Genomic DNA, 15456 nt, shown 5'->3' with positions numbered 1-15456 from the left:
AAAATGCCCCAAAATTTATTTTTGGGGTATTTTTTTTAGATTAAAACAAAGCATTAAAACACATCTTATTGATTTAGATTTTAAAAATGTAAATTTGTGTTTTATTTCAAATGAAAAACAGTCTACTACAAAATATAAACAGTCCTTCCGATTTAAGAAAGCTCGATATTTCTCAATTGCCTCATTTGGCTCAAGAGTTGAGAGATTTTATTATAAAAATTGTTTCAGAACACGAAGGACATCTTGGAGCAAGCCTAGGTGTAGTAGAACTTACCATAGCCTTGCATTATGTTTTTAATACGCCTAAAGATTTACTCGTTTGGGACGTAGGGCATCAAGCTTATGTACACAAAATACTCACCGAAAGAAAAGATGTATTTTATACCAACAGAAAACTGCACGGCATATCTGGTTTTCCAAAAAGAACAGAAAGCATCTACGATACATTTGGCGTAGGGCATTCTTCTACCTCTATATCTGCGGTATTAGGTATGGCATTGGCCTCAAAAATAAAAAATGAATTCAAGCAACATATCGCTGTAATTGGCGATGCGAGTATTGCTAGCGGTATGGCTTTTGAAGCACTTAACCATGCAGGCGATACAGAAACAGATATTTTAATTGTGCTTAATGATAATGCTATGGGTATCGACCCGAGTGTTGGTGCTTTAAAACATTATTTAACAGAGATTAAACAACAAAATAAAGCCGCCGAAAATAATGTATTTACAGCCTTAAAATTTCATTATTCGGGGCCAATAAACGGGCATGATATTGAAAGCTTGATTGCCGAACTCGAACTATTAAAAAACAAAAAAGGGCCAAAAATTTTACACGTAATAACTACCAAGGGTAAAGGGTTACAACTCGCCGAAGAAAATCAAGTTGTTTACCATGCACCAGGCAAGTTTGATGCATTAACGGGCAAATTATATCCAAAAGAAGAGAACCATTTGCCAATGAAATTTCAGGATGTTTTTGGAGAAACATTGTTGAGTTTGGCACAAATAAATGTAAAAATTGTAGGTGTAACGCCCGCTATGCCTACTGGTAGCTCTATGAAAATGTTTATGGATGCTTTTCCAGAAAGAGCTTTTGATGTAGGTATTGCCGAGCAACATGCGGTAACTCTTTCGGCAGGAATGGCAACACAAGGCATGGTTGTGTTTTGCGCTATTTACTCTACATTTCTGCAACGTGCATACGACCAAGTTATACATGATGTAGCATTGCAAAATTTGCCTGTAATATTTTGTTTGGATAGAGCTGGGCTTGTTGGAGAAGACGGCGCGACACATCATGGTGTTTTTGATTTGGCTTACTTAAATTGTATTCCAAACCTTATTGTTTTTGCTCCCAAAGATGAATTAGCATTGCAAAACATACTTTATACAGCTTCATTGGGTTTAAGCCAACCTATTGCCATACGTTACCCTAGAGGTAGAGGTTTTTTACCACATTTTTCTGTAAATGCAAATGATTTTGCAGTTGTAGAAATAGGAAAAGCTATTTGTTTGAAAAAGGGTACAAATATAGCAGTACTATCTACGGGTGTTATGGCTAATAATGTTAATTTAGCTATTGACTCATTAGCAGAAAAAGAAAAAATTGCACATTATCATTTTGGATTTATAAAACCAGTAGACGAAGAAACTTTGCACCATGTTTTTACTACTTGTACCACTGTAGTTACAGTAGAAGATGGTGTAATAATTGGTGGGTTTGGCTCAGAAATATCTAGGTTTGCACATAAAAATAAATACAAAGTTGTAGTAAAAAATTTGGGTGTTCCCGACCTTTTTGTAGAACATGGAACCATTGCTCAACTACAACAAATATGTGATATTGATGTAACAAGCATTGCTGAGGTATTGCAAGAATTTTTGTAAAATAAATTATTCTTTAATCATTTTATAAAACATAAGAGCCTTTCCATCGGTAAGCATCGATACAAAATGACAAATGTGTAATAATCGTTCATAAAGACTTTCTTTTTCTACTAAATGTTTTTCGGGAAGTATTTTTAGTAATAAATTATCAAAGTTCGTCGCTTTATTTTCATATTCATTATTGTAGGCTGTAATAAAAGCGTCTAATAATGTGTTTATTACCTGATATCCTTTTATTTCTTTTTCTACAACTTCTTGGCTTCGGTAAATTTTTTCTACGCTTAATGTAATAATGTCTTTCATTTGCGCTTTGTATTGAGACTTATCCATTAAGGCGTAAGGAAATTTTCCTTTTACTATTTCTTCTTCATTTTCTATAAAAATAGAAACAGCATCTTGTATTAAATTTCCAATAGCCAAGGCACGTAAATAACTAATTCGGTCTTCTTTGTTTTGCAACAAGTTATATTTATGCGTATCTATAGTGCCTTTTACTAATTTGATAAAATATTCTAATGCAAAATCTTCAGAAATCAAACCTAAGTTTATCCCATCTTCAAAATCAATAATGGTATAACAAATATCATCGGCGGCTTCTACTAAATATGCCAATGGATGTCTTTCGTAACCAATATCTTCTCCCGTTTTGTTATAAATGAGTCCTAATTCTTGGGCAACATCTATAAAAAAATCTTTATCTGTTTGAAAAAAACCATATTTTTTGTCGGCAATGGCAGTAGTAGGTTTTTTAGGCAAACTTTCTTTTGGGTATTTCATAAAAGCACCCAAGGTAGCATAAGACAACCTTAATCCACCTTCTACGCCAGGTCTGCTGCCCGAAAGCACAGAAAAACCATTAGCATTTCCTTCAAAATCAATGAGGTCTTGCCATTGTTTTGGGGTAAGATTATCTTTAAATTTTTGTCCGTTTCCAATAGAAAAATATTCACCAATGGCTTTTTCTCCAGAATGACCAAAAGGCGGATTACCAATGTCGTGGGCTAGTGCTGCTGCTGCTACAATAGTACCAAAGTCGGTAGCTTGGTAGCCATATTCTTCTTGTAGATAGGAATATTTTTCAAGAATTTTTTTTCCGGCCAATCTACCCAAAGAGCGCCCTACAACAGAAACTTCCAAACTGTGGGTAAGGCGTGTATGTACAAAATCGGTTTTAGATAAAGGAATTACTTGTGTTTTGTCTTGCAAACTTCTAAAAGCAGCCGAAAAAATGATACGATCATAATCTACATCAAAACCAAGCCTTAAATCATCTTGCTTTATGCGTAATCTTTTGTTTTTATCTCCTTGTCTTTTTAGTGACAAGAGTTTTTCCCATTGCATCATTTCAATTTGGTGTTTTCTGGTTTTATACTTTTAATTATTTCGCTTAATAGTGTATCAAAATCAAAATCTTCGCTAGTTCCCATTCGCACGATAACGAGATTATGATTTGGAAAAATAGCAACCATTTGACCTTGATATCCACTACAATAATACATTTCTTTGGGTACATTTGGAAATTTTCCGCCAGCATTAAGCCAAAAATGTGCACCATACCTATTGCCAGAAGTAGGTGTAGGTGTTGCTACATATTTTGCCCACTCTGGAGAAAAAATTTGTTCGCCAAACCAGTTTCCTTTATGTAGATAGAGTAATCCAAACTTTGCCCAATCGCGAGTGGTTGCCCAGCCATAAGACGATCCAACATAATTGCCTGCCATATCAACTTCTACCAAAGCAGAGTTCATGCCTATTTTGTCTAGTAAAGCACTGTACCAAAAATCTAAATATTCTTGATGAGTTTTGAATTGTTTTCTTAATAATAAGCTAAGCAAATTGGTTGTTCCCGATGAATAGTTCCATGTTTGATTTGGTTTTCCAACGCTAGGTTTTTCCGCTTGTACTTGCCCCATGTTTTTGGCTAAAAAGAGCATTTGTGTTACATCGGAAATTTTTGTGTAATCTTCTTCCCATTCTAAGCCAGAATTCATGTGTAGTAAATCGTTGTAAGTAATGTTTTTACGCTCGTCTTTTTGCCATTCGGCTAAATTTACAGGGTTTGTAATGTTTATTTTATTTTGATGTTGTAATATACCGTACAAGGTGGCTGTAAGGCTTTTTGTCATAGACCAACCTAATATTTTGGAGTTTTCGTTAAAGCCTTCTGCATATTTTTCTGCAATAATATGATCGTTATATACTACCAAAACAGAACGGGTTTTTTTTGTCGATTTTCCTTTGGCATCAAACGCATTATTGAGTGCTGTTTGAAGTTTTTTATAATCAATATTTGCAAAAACAGTATCTTTTTTTACATTTCCTTTTGGAAATAATAAAGTTTTTGTTGTGGCTCTATGTGGAACCAAATAAGGTGCATTAACATCAAAAGTATCGTCAATAAGTGTGCAACCCAAGCCTTTTCTATAAATTGCTTTTCTTTCTTTGAGTCCAAATACAGAAGAAGTTGCCCATAAATTTTTATCATCAATGCTGTTTGAGGCTTTTTTTACTAATGGAATGTCATTGTCTGTTTTTTCTATAAGATTCAAAGGTCTGTTGTCTATAAAATGTGCCGATGCCACGCTTTTTGAAGCAAAACCAGAAATTAAATCTAGCTTTGGATAACTGGTAATTACAAAATAAATAATAAAAATAAGTACCCCAAAGCCAAAGTATTTTAAGAATTTTTTCATAAAAAACATACGTTAATATAATTGTAGCAAGATACTAAGTTTTATACAAGATTTTGCATTTTATTTCTATCTTTGGTTAAAGTTGATAAGTATGAGTTTTTTTAAAGAATATGCTTTACAGTATTTTGTTTCCAAAAATATTTTGACTCAAAAACAAAAAGATGCCATAGACGGCTATAATAAATTGGGGCTGTTTTCTCTAAGAAATGAACTGCTTTTTCTAATTTCGGTATCGGTTTTATTTTTTACTTCAGGGATAGGGGTTTTAGTTTATAAAAACATAGATTCAATAGGTCATCAAATATTATTAATTGCATTGTTTGTGTGTACTGTTGCTTGTTTTTATTTTGCTTATAAAAAAGCTAATGGTTTTCAAAAAGAACAGTTTTTCTTTAAAAATCCTTTGTATGATTACTTAGTTACTTTAACTACTTTGCTAGGGTGCATTTTTATTGGTTATTTTCAGTATAATTTAAAATTAGAATATACTAATTATAATGTTTCTAGTCTATTAGCAGGAATTTTTTCTGTTATAATGGCGTATTATTTTGACAGCACAAGCGCATTAACAGTCAGTATAAGTTCTTTTGCCACTTTTGTAGGTTTAAGTTTAAGTTCTTATGTATTTATTAACGGAAGTTTTACAGATGAAACGACTGTGCTTTTTTCTGCGATTTTATTTGGAATAATCTTATTGGTTTGGGAGTATTTTACCGTAAAAACAAAAATTAAATTACATTTTGGATTTGTATTTTTAATGTTTGCCGTACATATTATAAATGTAGCTTGTATAAGTGGTTTAAATTTCGATATATATTGGTGGTTGTGTTGTTTAGTTTTACTTGCAAGCACATATTATTTTTACCAAAAAAGTTTTCAATACAAATCTATAGCACTGTATGTATTTACGCTATTATATGGTTATATCGGCTTTAACCAAATTCTCGTAGCCATTTTGTATAGTACAGATTTTTTGGCAGCGTTAGTATTGTATTGTACGCCTTTTTATTTGTTGGCTTCTATAGTGTTTTTTATAAAAGCTGTTAAAAAATTTAATGCACACAAACATGACGAAGCTTAATTACAACCTGATAAAAAATCTTTTTTTGGTAGAAGATTTAAAAGAGCTAAAAAGCAATATGCTCATTTCGGATATTCAATATAGTAAAGCAGTTCAAGATTTTGTTATTACTAAAACAAATACTAATATTTTGGTAAGAATTGGGTTTTTTCTGTTAGGATTATTTTTGCTTTCTTCTCTATTTGGCATACTATCTCTATTTATTTTTGCTGGTTTTACCGAAAGCAATGAGTCTTATAAAGCAATGCTTTTTGTGTATGCTGTAATTTGTTATGGAGCATCAGAAATTGCTTATAGAAATAATTACTTTGCATTTGGTTTTGATGATTCATTCGTAATGGGAGCACACTTATTTACAGCCCTTTCATTTGGTATATATACAGAAAGTGTTGCTTTCGGATTACTTGTTTATAGTTTATCTGGCATTTTTTGTGTTGTAAGATATGTGCATACACCGAGTGTATTTTTAACAATGCTAGGTGTTGTAAGTTTTATATCATACCTTGTATTGGAAGAAAAATTACTAAATCCTTTTTTGCTTCCGATACTCCTAGTACTTGTTTCCGTTTTATTTCTTTGGCTATACTTTGTTTTTACAAAGAAAGAATCGGGTTATTTATACCAAAATGTTTTACACGTAGTTAAATACTCTTCGGTCTTAATAGCCTATGTTTCTATTAATTATTATACAGTGAGAGAAGTTGCGATTTCTTTTATGAATTTGGAAATAAAGCCCAATAGCGACATTCCTTTTGCTATATTGTTTTATGTACTTACATTTTTGATTCCTATCATGATTTTTTATTGGGCTCTAAAAACAAAAGACCGTTATATGCTTTGGATTAGTGTGTTTTGTTTTGCATTAAGTGTGCTCACCATTAGATATTACTACGCTGTTTTAGAACCAGAATATGCACTTATACTTGCAGGTGTTGTATTGTTTTCTATAGCTTACATTTTAATACAAAAAATAAAAAATAACAGAAAAGGATTTACTTTCTTACCCGATAAAAGTATAAATCCGATGACTTTTGATGTTTTAAAAAATATACTATTATTACACCAAATAGATACTACAACCACATTAAAACAAGAATCACCTATGGAGTTTGGTGGCGGTGGATTTAGCGGCGGTGGTAGCGGCGAAAGTTATTAACGTTCTATTGCTTGTAAAAAACTAAAATTACTATCTTTGTATTTAGAATTTTTCTAAATAACATGTTTGATATAGACCAAATAAGAGCCGATTTTCCTTTGCTATCACAGCAAGTAAATGGCAAGCCCCTCGTTTATTTTGATAACGGAGCCACTTCTCAAAAACCCAAAGTGGTGCTAGATGCTATTCAAAAATATTACACAGAAATTAACGCTAATATACATAGAGGCGTTCATACATTAAGTCAAAAGGCTACCGATGCGTATGAAAATGCACGAAACATTGTGCAAAAACATATCAATGCCAAACATAATTATGAAGTAATTTTTACAGCAGGTACAACACATGGTATTAATGCTGTGGCAAATGGTTTTACAAAGTATTTACAAAAAGATGATGAAATACTTATCTCAGCTTTAGAACATCACAGTAATATTGTGCCTTGGCAAATGCTTTGCGAGCGCACAGGAGCTTTGCTTAAAGTAATTCCTATTAACGAAAACGGAGAACTTATTTTAAGCGATTTTGAAAAACAAATATCCAACAAAACCAAAATAGTAGCTGTAAATCATATTTCTAATGCACTTGGAACTATAAATCCCATAAAATATATTATAGACAAAGCACACCAATTTGGCGCAGCAGTTTTGATAGACGGAGCCCAAGCAGTACCTCATTTAAAACCAGATGTACAAGAACTTGATTGCGATTTTTATGTTTTTTCGGGTCATAAAATGTGTGCTCCTACAGGAGTTGGCATTCTGTATGGAAAAGAAGAATGGCTCCAAAAACTACCCCCTTATCAAGGTGGAGGCGAAATGATTGCTACAGTTACTTTTAACAAAACCACCTATGCCGACCTGCCTCATAAATTTGAAGCAGGAACACCCAATATAGAGGCTGGTATTGCTCTTGGTACAGCAATAGAATATTTAAACACCATAGGTTTTGATGCTATAGCGTCTTATGAAAAAGATTTATTAGAATATGCCACAACAAAGCTCCTAGAAATAGAAGGTTTAAAAATTATTGGCACGGCTCAACAAAAAGCCTCTGTACTATCGTTTATTATAGATGCAATACATCCGTACGATATTGGCACAATTATAGATAAGATGGGTATAGCGGTGCGCACAGGTCATCACTGCACACAGCCTATTATGGACTTTTTTAATATACCAGGTACAGTAAGAGCAAGTTTTGCTTTTTATAATACTAAAGAAGAAATTGATATGCTGGTTGTAGCCCTAAAAAAAGCAAAAATGATGTTAAGCTAAAGGTAATGATTTACAATCGCTATTAAAAACACAATTGCAAGCATAAATATTTTGAAAAAATAAGCAATACCGCATCAAACATGAACAAACACATAAATACCTAGCATATGAAAACAATTATCACACTAATACTTTCTTTAATAATGTTAAAAGGATGTAGCCAAAAAGATATTCAAGATACTACCATAACGTATGTAGCAACTACGCGAGGTTTTTATCAAAAGATAACCATTAAAAATCAAGAAATATCGATTAATAAAAACCGTAATGATGAAGGGCTAGGAGAAACACGTAAAATAGCTGATAACGATTGGAATGAATTGGTTAATTTATTTTCAAAAATAGATTTGGAAAACTTTAGCAGTTATGAAGGACCAACCAAAAAACGCCAGTATGATGGAGCCGCATTTGCAAATATTACCATTCATTATCAAGATAAAGATTATGAAAACGCATCTTTCGATCATGGATACCCACCTGTAGAAATACAAGATTTTGTAAATAAAGTAGTCGATTTATCTAAAAACGATAAAGAATAATTATGGATATTAAAGCAATACAAGAAGAAATAATAGACGAGTTTTCAATGTTTGAAGATTGGGAAGAACGCTATCAATATATAATCGACTTAGGAAAAACACTTCCGCTTATTGATGAGAACTTTAAAACGGAAGAAAATTTAATAAAAGGTTGCCAATCCAAAGTATGGTTGCATGCAGAACAGCAAAACGAGAATATTGTTTTTACAGCCGATAGCGATGCTATTTTAACCAAAGGAATAATAGCAATATTAATAAGAGTTTTTTCAAATCAAAGCGCGGCCAAAATACTTGATGCAGACACTCATTTTATTGATGAAATAGGTTTAAAAGAACATTTGTCGCCTACGCGAGCGAATGGTTTAGTTTCTATGATAAAACAAATAAAAATGTATGCGTTGGCATTTAGTCAAAATAAATAAAATTATGTTTAAAAAAGCCATATTCTCATTAATTGTATTGTTAGTAAATCTTAGTGTGTTTGCTCAACTTAAATTTGAAAAAGCACCTGCTTCATTTCAAAAAATTATTTTTACGTACAAGCAAAAACCAAACATATTATTTCAACAAAAATGTTTTTTCTTAGACACTACAATAGTCAAACAACATTTTGAGGGTATTCAATACAGTACAGCACAATATCCGAACGATACCACAAAACTATGCGCTAGAATTTACTATGACGTTGTTCTAGAAAATGAACAGTACAAAAATGCTTTAGAGGGCTTGGTTTATCATACTTTTCAGAAAATAACTGGCGAATATAGTGTCAAAAAAAACAGAACAAGTTTTAAAATAAACAGAAACGATGATGAAGCAAAACTAATATTCGAAAAATATTTAAAATCAAGATATCCTGGCTCATTTTCATACCGATCTTCAATAGATTATAACAAATCTGTATTGTATGTATTTACAGACCAACAAAGAGACTTGGTTTCTCAAAAATCAACAGGATTCGTTGAATTTTCAAACGAAAATAAGACAAAAGGATATTTTTTAAGCACATATGGAGCTGAAAACAAAGTAGTAGTTAGTGAAGTTAATTTTAATGCTTTATTAGACCCCAAAATAACACCCATTTATTTGTTTAAAAATGCAGAATATGGTGTGGAGAAATTTGAAGATTATTTTGATATATATGAATTAATTGATGTAAAATACGAATAAAATGGAAGAATTTCACGATACAATAAACCTAGGAGAAAATGTGGTAAAAGTGCTAAAAGGCATTTACGACCCAGAAATACCTGTAGATATTTATGAGCTAGGTCTTATTTACGATGTTATGATAAATGAAGACAATGACGTAAAGATACTCATGACTCTTACATCGCCTAATTGCCCAGTTGCAGAAACTTTACCACAAGAGGTAGAAGAAAAAATTAAATCTATAAATGAGGTTAAATCTTGCGAAGTAGAAATTACTTTCGATCCGCCGTGGAGTAAAGATTTAATGAGCGAAGAAGCAAAGCTAGAATTAGGAATGCTATAAAAACCAATTCATAATAACATGGAAATTGTAAACAAAGTAGCGCAATCAAAACTTGAGGTTTTTGATTTAGAAGATTATTTTCCTAAGGCTTCTGTTGTTGAAATGGACATTTCTATTTGGCTTGAAGAGGGTTTTATTCTTAAAGAAAAAGATTTTAGAACCAAGTTATCACAACACAATTGGGAGCAATACCAAAATAAATTTGTAGCGATAACTTGTACCACCGAAGCTATTTTGCCCGCATGGGCAAAAATTTTGGTAGCATCGTATGTAATTCCGTATGCTAGTTTTGTGTGCGAAGGCACAAGCAAAGATATTTTAGTGCAATACTATCAAGATAAGTTAGCCACATTAGATTACACACTATACCAAGATAAACCAGTTATTTTAAAAGGTTGTTCCAAAAAAGCTGTGCCCAATGAAGCCTATATTATAGCATTACAACATCTTCAAAAAGTAGCAAAAAGTATTATGTATGGCGAAGCTTGTTCGGCGGTTCCATTGTACAAAAAAGTAGTCTAAATTCTACATTTTTACTATAGTATCTATATAAACCAATTTATACCTTTGCGCTCGCAAATTTTAAAAACAAATACATGAAAAAAATAATTCTTGGAGCTTTAGTACTACTAAACTTCTATACTGTTTCTGCTCAGCAAAACGAAAAAGATAATTTAAAGAAAAATGAAGAGGCTATCGCTAAATCTTCAGAAGAAAAACCAAATGGTTGGACAAAAAAAGGTTTGTTTACTTTTTTAGCAAATCAAGCAACGTTTAACAACTGGACTGCTGGTGGACAAAGTAATGTATCGGGTAATATAGGTGTAAACTACGATTTCAACTATAAAAACAGCAATTGGAATTGGGATAATAAACTTATTATTGGTTATGGTTTAACAAAAATAAAAGACCAAGATTTGCAAAAATCAGACGACCGTTTACAATTTAATTCCTTAATAGGTAAAAAAGCATCGGGATATTGGTTTTATTCTGGATTTGTAAACTTTAAAACTCAGTTTGACTCTGGATTTGAAGGCGGTGTTAAAACTTCGCATTTCTTTTCACCGGCTTATTTGCAATTTGGTCCATGTATGTTGTGGAAAAAAAGCGATAATTTAAAAGTGAATATTGCGCCAGCAACTTCAAAAGTAATATTAGTACATAGCCATTTTACAGAGTTTGGTCCATCATTTGGTGTAGAACAAGGTAAAACAACTCGATTTGAATTTGGTGCTGCATTAAGTGGTTATTACAAATTTCAATTGGCAGAAAACATCACCTGCGAAAATATTCTGAATTTATATTCTAATTATTTAGAAGATCCACAAAATGTAGATTTAGATTATACATTGAATATTTCTATGAAAATAAACAAGTATTTATCTACCAATTTTGCATATCAAACTATTTATGATGATAATGCTTTTAGAGGTTTTCAAACACGTCAAGTAATTGGTTTAGGTTTAAATTACGGGTTTTAATACGCGTTTAAAATAATTTTTATAAAGTCGTTTCATAAATTGTGAAACGACTTTTTTATATACTTTTGTTTCTAAAAAACACTTACAAGTACTTAAGTTTTGAATAAAATAAATTCTATACATTCTTTAGAGCAACTTCAAAGTAAGTTAGAGCATTATTGTGCTTACCAAGAGCGTTGTCATCAAGAAGTAATTCAAAAGTTAAAAATACTAGGTGCATCAGCTACAGAAATAGATAAGGTTGTAGTGCATTTGCTTGAAAATAATTTTTTAAACGAAGAACGATTTGCGTGTTTGTTTACAATAAGTAAGTTTCATCAAAAAAAATGGGGAAAAATTCGCATTAAAACCGAGCTTAAAGCTCGTAATATTTCAGAATATCTTATTGCAAAATCATTAAAAGAAATTACAGATATTGATTACACCAACACTTTTGAAGAACTTTCTCAAAAAATATGGGATACCATTATTGAAAAAAATGATTTAAAAAAGCGAAAAAAATTTTGTGATACTTTATTAAGAAAAGGTTGGGAAAGTCATTGTGTGTATGACAAAGTGATTGAACTTGAAAAAACGAACTAGTCTAGTGTTTTGAAATTAGAATAGATACAGCATTTCCGCCAAATCCCACAGCATTTATCAAAACGTTTTTTATATCTCTATTTGGAATAGTACTTTGTATGTATGGCACTTTTATGTAAGTATTATTCCGTATCATAAGCAAAGCAAGTTCTAAACTTAAAATTCCCGAAGCTCCAAAAGTATGCCCAATTTTCCATTTATTTGAGGTTAAAAAAGGTATTGTATTACCAAAAACAGATTTTACCGCTTCATACTCTGCCAAATCGCCTTTTATAGTTCCAGGAGCATGCATTACTATGGCGTCTACGTTTGCAGGATTAAATCCTTTTAAAGCCATACGCATCGCTTTTTGAAAACAAATGCCATTGGTAGATATAGATGTATTGTGTTCTAAACTTTCGGTTGCATATCCAATACCCGTAATATAGGCTAGAGCATTTTCTTTTTCTCCTAATTCTAAGCAAGCTGTTGCAGCCCCTTCGCCTAGAACCATAGAATTGTATTTTTTTGAAAAATTTAATGCCTGACACGGATAGATTGAAGTGCTTTTTTGAGCGTATATTTTTAAAGCACGCATTTGTGCTAAAGTAAAAGCGGTAAGAGGAGCCTCGCTACCACCTACCACAAACTGAGTACTCATACCCGATTGTAACCATGCAGCAGCATTAGCAATAGCTTGTAAAGAAGTTGAACAAGTTATAGAATGTGAAATCGCAATCGATTCAGATTTTATATGATGTGCCACCCAAGTAGCAATGTTACCTAAGGTTGTTGTAGGGGAAACAAGGGTTTGAGCTGTTTTATTTATTAAAAAATCTTCATGATATTTTTCAAACAAATGAGTCGCACCTCGAGATGAACCGATATTAACACCTATTTCTGCGGTGTTTTTCCAACCTGTTTGCGCTATAGCTTTTTCAGCAGTATACATAGCTGCAATAACACTGCTGTCTAGGTTTTTGTATTTGGAGTTTGCTAACGTAAAACGAGCTAAATTTTCTTTTACATCATTTGGAAAACGAACCACTAAATATTCTTGCTTGTCAAAATCAACAGCAATAATATTTGATTGGTTTGAAAGATATTTTTGCCAAATATCAGGTTCATGTTCTCCGAGGGCAGATACAGATGCAAAACCAGTTATGGCTATTTTTTGTTTTAACATGGTTTTCAGTTTGAAACTATCGAAACATATTTACAAAACTTCCTTGTTTTTTTTGATCGCTTCTAGATTTCGTTCTATAGTATGCTCTGGTCTTGTCCATTTTGGTTTTTCTCCCAAAGATGAATAAGCAGAATCTTGAGCCTCTACGGTTTTGGGTTGCATTATTTTTATGAAAGGTTTTTGAGGTTTTAATCCTAAAATTTCAAACATTTTCATGTCCTCATTTACATCTGGATTTGGTGTTGTAAGCAACTTATCGCCTGCAAAAATAGAGTTTGCTCCTGCAAAAAAGCACATAGCTTGACCTTCTCTACTCATTTCGGTTCTACCTGCCGAAAGGCGTACTTGTGTTTCGGGCATTACTATTCTGGTGGTTGCTACCATACGAATCATTTCCCAAATTTCTACAGGTTTTTCATCTTCTAGCGGAGTTCCTTCTACAGCAACCAAAGCATTTATAGGTACAGATTCTGGCTGAGGATTCAAAGTAGAAAGAGCAACGAGCATACCTGCACGGTCTTCTATACTTTCGCCCATGCCAATAATACCACCGCTACATACGGTAACATTTGTTTTTCTTACATTTTCTATTGTTTTGATACGATCTTCATAACCTCGTGTAGAAATAACTTCTTTATAATATTCTTCAGACGTGTCTAAGTTGTGATTGTAAGCATATAAACCAGCTTCTGCCAATCTTTTTGCTTGATTCTCGGTAAGCATTCCGAGTGTACAGCAAACTTCCATGTCGAGTTTGTTTATTGTGCGTACCATTTCTAATACTTCGTCAAACTCTGGGCCGTCTTTTACATTACGCCATGCAGCACCCATGCAAACTCTCGAAGATCCGCTTGCTTTGGCTCTAAGAGCTTGTGCTTTTACTTGCGAAACACTCATTAAATCATTTCCTTCAATATTTGTATGATAGCGTGCAGCTTGAGGGCAATACCCACAATCTTCGGGGCAAGCTCCTGTTTTTATAGAAAGCAATGTAGATACTTGCACTACATTTGGATCGTGGTGCTGTCTGTGTATCGTGGATGCTTCATAGAGCAAATCCATTAAGGGTTTGTTGTATATAGCAATTATTTCTTCTTTGGTCCAATTATGTCTTGTTGTTATCATATAAAACTTTTAGGCTATTTGTTTAAAAAGCGTAATGCGTATTGTTTGTCAGCGTTAATTTGTTGTTTTAAAGCTTCTATAGATTCAAATTTTTGTTCATTTCTAATAAAAGAAATTACTTCAATTTTAAGTGTACAATGATACAAATCTTTATCGAGATTTAAAAAATGTACCTCAATACTTTCTTGCACTCCATTTACTGTGGGTTTTACCCCAATATTCATGAGTCCGTAATAAACTTTTTGTTCAATTGTACTCTGTACTATATATACACCATGTTTGGGTAACAGTTTGTAGTTTTCCTCTACAAAAATATTAGCCGTTGGAAACTCAATAGTTCTACCAAGTTGATTGCCTTGAATAACTTTTCCAGAGAAAAAATAAGTATAACCTAATAACATATTAGCTTCTTCTATATTTCCATTTGAGATAGCTTGCCTTATTCTGCTTGAGCTTACAGCTAAGTGGTTTGTTTCTTCCACCGATATTTGTTCGACTTCAAAATGGTATTTTTTTCCAAAATTTTCCAAATCGTGAATTGTTGCTGATCTATTTTTTCCAAATTTATGATCATAACCAATAATAGCTTTTTTTACATGAAATGTATCAACTAAATAAGTTTTTACAAAATCTTCGGCTTCTAAGTTTGAGAATTCTTGAGTGAATTCTTGAACATGAACTAGGTCAATTCCGAATTTTTTCAATAAAGCGATGCGTTCATCAATAGTATTTATTGTTTTAATAATTTCTGATGAAGTAAGCACTGATTTTGGATGCGGAAAAAAAGTAAAAACAACACTTTTCGCATTTATATCTTGAGCATCATTTACAATTTTACGAATAATTTTTTGATGACCTAAATGTACGCCGTCAAAAGTTCCTAAAGTAAATACGGAGATATTATTTTCTTTCAAATTAACTACAAAATTAAATAAAAAAAGGATTGAATAACTCCAATCCTTTTTCATTATAA

The 15456-nt window shown here is 32.3% G+C and carries 16 protein-coding genes; 11 read left to right on the top strand and 5 right to left on the bottom strand.

Translation table 11 applies throughout. The annotated features are described in order from the left end of the window. The first annotated feature begins 110 nt into the window (after positions 1–110). The gene (locus Q361_RS06820; protein WP_103725973.1) at positions 111–1889 is read left to right on the top strand and encodes a 1-deoxy-D-xylulose-5-phosphate synthase; all 1779 of its coding nucleotides are present in this window, start codon (positions 111–113) and stop codon (positions 1887–1889) included. 6 nt (positions 1890–1895) lie between these two features. Here Q361_RS06820 and Q361_RS06815 read toward each other — a convergent pair whose 3' ends face one another. Together Q361_RS06815 and Q361_RS06810 are read right to left on the bottom strand one after the other, a co-directional pair. Continuing rightward, positions 1896–3230 (bottom strand): deoxyguanosinetriphosphate triphosphohydrolase, encoded by a 1335-nt coding sequence (locus Q361_RS06815; protein ID WP_103725972.1) that lies wholly within the window; start codon positions 3228–3230, stop codon positions 1896–1898. Further along, on the bottom strand, positions 3230–4582 hold the full coding sequence (locus tag Q361_RS06810; protein WP_103725971.1) for a serine hydrolase domain-containing protein: 1353 nt from the start codon (positions 4580–4582) through the stop codon (positions 3230–3232). Before Q361_RS06810 ends, Q361_RS06815 begins: the two co-directional genes overlap by 1 nt. 91 nt (positions 4583–4673) lie before the next feature. Between Q361_RS06810 and Q361_RS06805 the strand changes: the two genes are divergently transcribed. The 10 genes from Q361_RS06805 (at position 4674) to Q361_RS06760 (ending at position 12193) form a co-directional block, all read left to right on the top strand. Beyond that, positions 4674–5663: a DUF2157 domain-containing protein gene (locus Q361_RS06805; RefSeq protein WP_103725970.1), complete on the top strand. Its 990-nt coding sequence runs from the start codon at positions 4674–4676 to the stop codon at positions 5661–5663. Further along, entirely contained in the window at positions 5650–6819 is a 1170-nt protein-coding gene (locus Q361_RS06800; RefSeq protein WP_103725969.1) for a hypothetical protein, read from the top strand. The genes Q361_RS06805 and Q361_RS06800 overlap by 14 nt, the downstream gene beginning before the upstream one ends. Positions 6820–6881: 62 nt before the next feature. Beyond that, a complete protein-coding gene (locus Q361_RS06795; protein ID WP_103725968.1) occupies positions 6882–8096 on the top strand; it encodes an aminotransferase class V-fold PLP-dependent enzyme in 1215 nt (404 codons plus the stop codon). Between the two features lie 107 nt (positions 8097–8203). After that, entirely contained in the window at positions 8204–8635 is a 432-nt protein-coding gene (locus Q361_RS06790) for a hypothetical protein (protein ID WP_146046987.1), read from the top strand. 2 nt (positions 8636–8637) lie between these two features. Next, positions 8638–9057 carry a SufE family protein gene (locus Q361_RS06785; RefSeq protein ID WP_103725966.1) on the top strand — a complete coding sequence of 140 codons (420 nt, stop codon included), beginning with the start codon at positions 8638–8640 and terminating at the stop codon, positions 9055–9057. Between the two features lie 4 nt (positions 9058–9061). Next, positions 9062–9805 (top strand): hypothetical protein, encoded by a 744-nt coding sequence (locus tag Q361_RS06780; protein ID WP_146046986.1) that lies wholly within the window; start codon positions 9062–9064, stop codon positions 9803–9805. Between the two features lies 1 nt (position 9806). Then, complete coding sequence (locus tag Q361_RS06775) at positions 9807–10130, top strand: SUF system Fe-S cluster assembly protein (protein ID WP_103725964.1); 324 nt, start codon at positions 9807–9809, stop codon at positions 10128–10130. Positions 10131–10148: 18 nt separating this feature from the next. After that, a complete protein-coding gene (locus tag Q361_RS06770) occupies positions 10149–10652 on the top strand; it encodes a DUF2480 family protein (RefSeq protein ID WP_103725963.1) in 504 nt (167 codons plus the stop codon). A gap of 74 nt (positions 10653–10726) precedes the next feature. Beyond that, positions 10727–11611: a DUF3078 domain-containing protein gene (locus Q361_RS06765; RefSeq protein ID WP_103725962.1), complete on the top strand. Its 885-nt coding sequence runs from the start codon at positions 10727–10729 to the stop codon at positions 11609–11611. 99 nt (positions 11612–11710) lie between these two features. Continuing rightward, positions 11711–12193: a regulatory protein RecX gene (locus Q361_RS06760; protein WP_317047135.1), complete on the top strand. Its 483-nt coding sequence runs from the start codon at positions 11711–11713 to the stop codon at positions 12191–12193. Between the two features lies 1 nt (position 12194). On the opposite strand, the gene Q361_RS06755 is transcribed toward Q361_RS06760, so the two are convergent. Genes Q361_RS06755 through Q361_RS06745 form a run of 3 tightly spaced genes read right to left on the bottom strand, consistent with a single transcriptional unit; the run spans position 12195 to position 15451 of the window. Continuing rightward, on the bottom strand, positions 12195–13358 hold the full coding sequence (locus tag Q361_RS06755; RefSeq protein WP_103725961.1) for a beta-ketoacyl synthase N-terminal-like domain-containing protein: 1164 nt from the start codon (positions 13356–13358) through the stop codon (positions 12195–12197). Positions 13359–13388: 30 nt separating this feature from the next. After that, entirely contained in the window at positions 13389–14483 is a 1095-nt protein-coding gene (gene bioB, locus Q361_RS06750; RefSeq protein WP_103725960.1) for a biotin synthase BioB, read from the bottom strand. 14 nt (positions 14484–14497) lie between these two features. Further along, complete coding sequence (locus Q361_RS06745; protein ID WP_103725959.1) at positions 14498–15451, bottom strand: bifunctional riboflavin kinase/FAD synthetase; 954 nt, start codon at positions 15449–15451, stop codon at positions 14498–14500. Between the last annotated feature and the right edge of the window lie 5 nt (positions 15452–15456).

This window comes from Flavobacterium croceum DSM 17960, assembly GCF_002917885.1.
Taxonomy (GTDB): domain Bacteria; phylum Bacteroidota; class Bacteroidia; order Flavobacteriales; family Flavobacteriaceae; genus Flavobacterium; species Flavobacterium croceum.
This window is presented reverse-complemented; position numbering and strand designations above follow the sequence as displayed.

What these genes read in the sequence shown, in the direction of transcription:
- Q361_RS06820 (WP_103725973.1), top strand. Translation starts at nt 111, where the DNA reads ATGAAAAACAGTCTACTACAAAATATAAACAGTCCTTCCGATTTAAGA.
- Q361_RS06815 (WP_103725972.1), bottom strand. Translation starts at nt 3,230, where the DNA reads ATGCAATGGGAAAAACTCTTGTCACTAAAAAGACAAGGAGATAAAAAC.
- Q361_RS06810 (WP_103725971.1), bottom strand. Translation starts at nt 4,582, where the DNA reads ATGAAAAAATTCTTAAAATACTTTGGCTTTGGGGTACTTATTTTTATT.
- Q361_RS06805 (WP_103725970.1), top strand. Translation starts at nt 4,674, where the DNA reads ATGAGTTTTTTTAAAGAATATGCTTTACAGTATTTTGTTTCCAAAAAT.
- Q361_RS06800 (WP_103725969.1), top strand. Translation starts at nt 5,650, where the DNA reads ATGACGAAGCTTAATTACAACCTGATAAAAAATCTTTTTTTGGTAGAA.
- Q361_RS06795 (WP_103725968.1), top strand. Translation starts at nt 6,882, where the DNA reads ATGTTTGATATAGACCAAATAAGAGCCGATTTTCCTTTGCTATCACAG.
- Q361_RS06790 (WP_146046987.1), top strand. Translation starts at nt 8,204, where the DNA reads ATGAAAACAATTATCACACTAATACTTTCTTTAATAATGTTAAAAGGA.
- Q361_RS06785 (WP_103725966.1), top strand. Translation starts at nt 8,638, where the DNA reads ATGGATATTAAAGCAATACAAGAAGAAATAATAGACGAGTTTTCAATG.
- Q361_RS06780 (WP_146046986.1), top strand. Translation starts at nt 9,062, where the DNA reads ATGTTTAAAAAAGCCATATTCTCATTAATTGTATTGTTAGTAAATCTT.
- Q361_RS06775 (WP_103725964.1), top strand. Translation starts at nt 9,807, where the DNA reads ATGGAAGAATTTCACGATACAATAAACCTAGGAGAAAATGTGGTAAAA.
- Q361_RS06770 (WP_103725963.1), top strand. Translation starts at nt 10,149, where the DNA reads ATGGAAATTGTAAACAAAGTAGCGCAATCAAAACTTGAGGTTTTTGAT.
- Q361_RS06765 (WP_103725962.1), top strand. Translation starts at nt 10,727, where the DNA reads ATGAAAAAAATAATTCTTGGAGCTTTAGTACTACTAAACTTCTATACT.
- Q361_RS06755 (WP_103725961.1), bottom strand. Translation starts at nt 13,358, where the DNA reads ATGTTAAAACAAAAAATAGCCATAACTGGTTTTGCATCTGTATCTGCC.
- bioB (WP_103725960.1), bottom strand. Translation starts at nt 14,483, where the DNA reads ATGATAACAACAAGACATAATTGGACCAAAGAAGAAATAATTGCTATA.
- Q361_RS06745 (WP_103725959.1), bottom strand. Translation starts at nt 15,451, where the DNA reads ATGAAAAAGGATTGGAGTTATTCAATCCTTTTTTTATTTAATTTTGTA.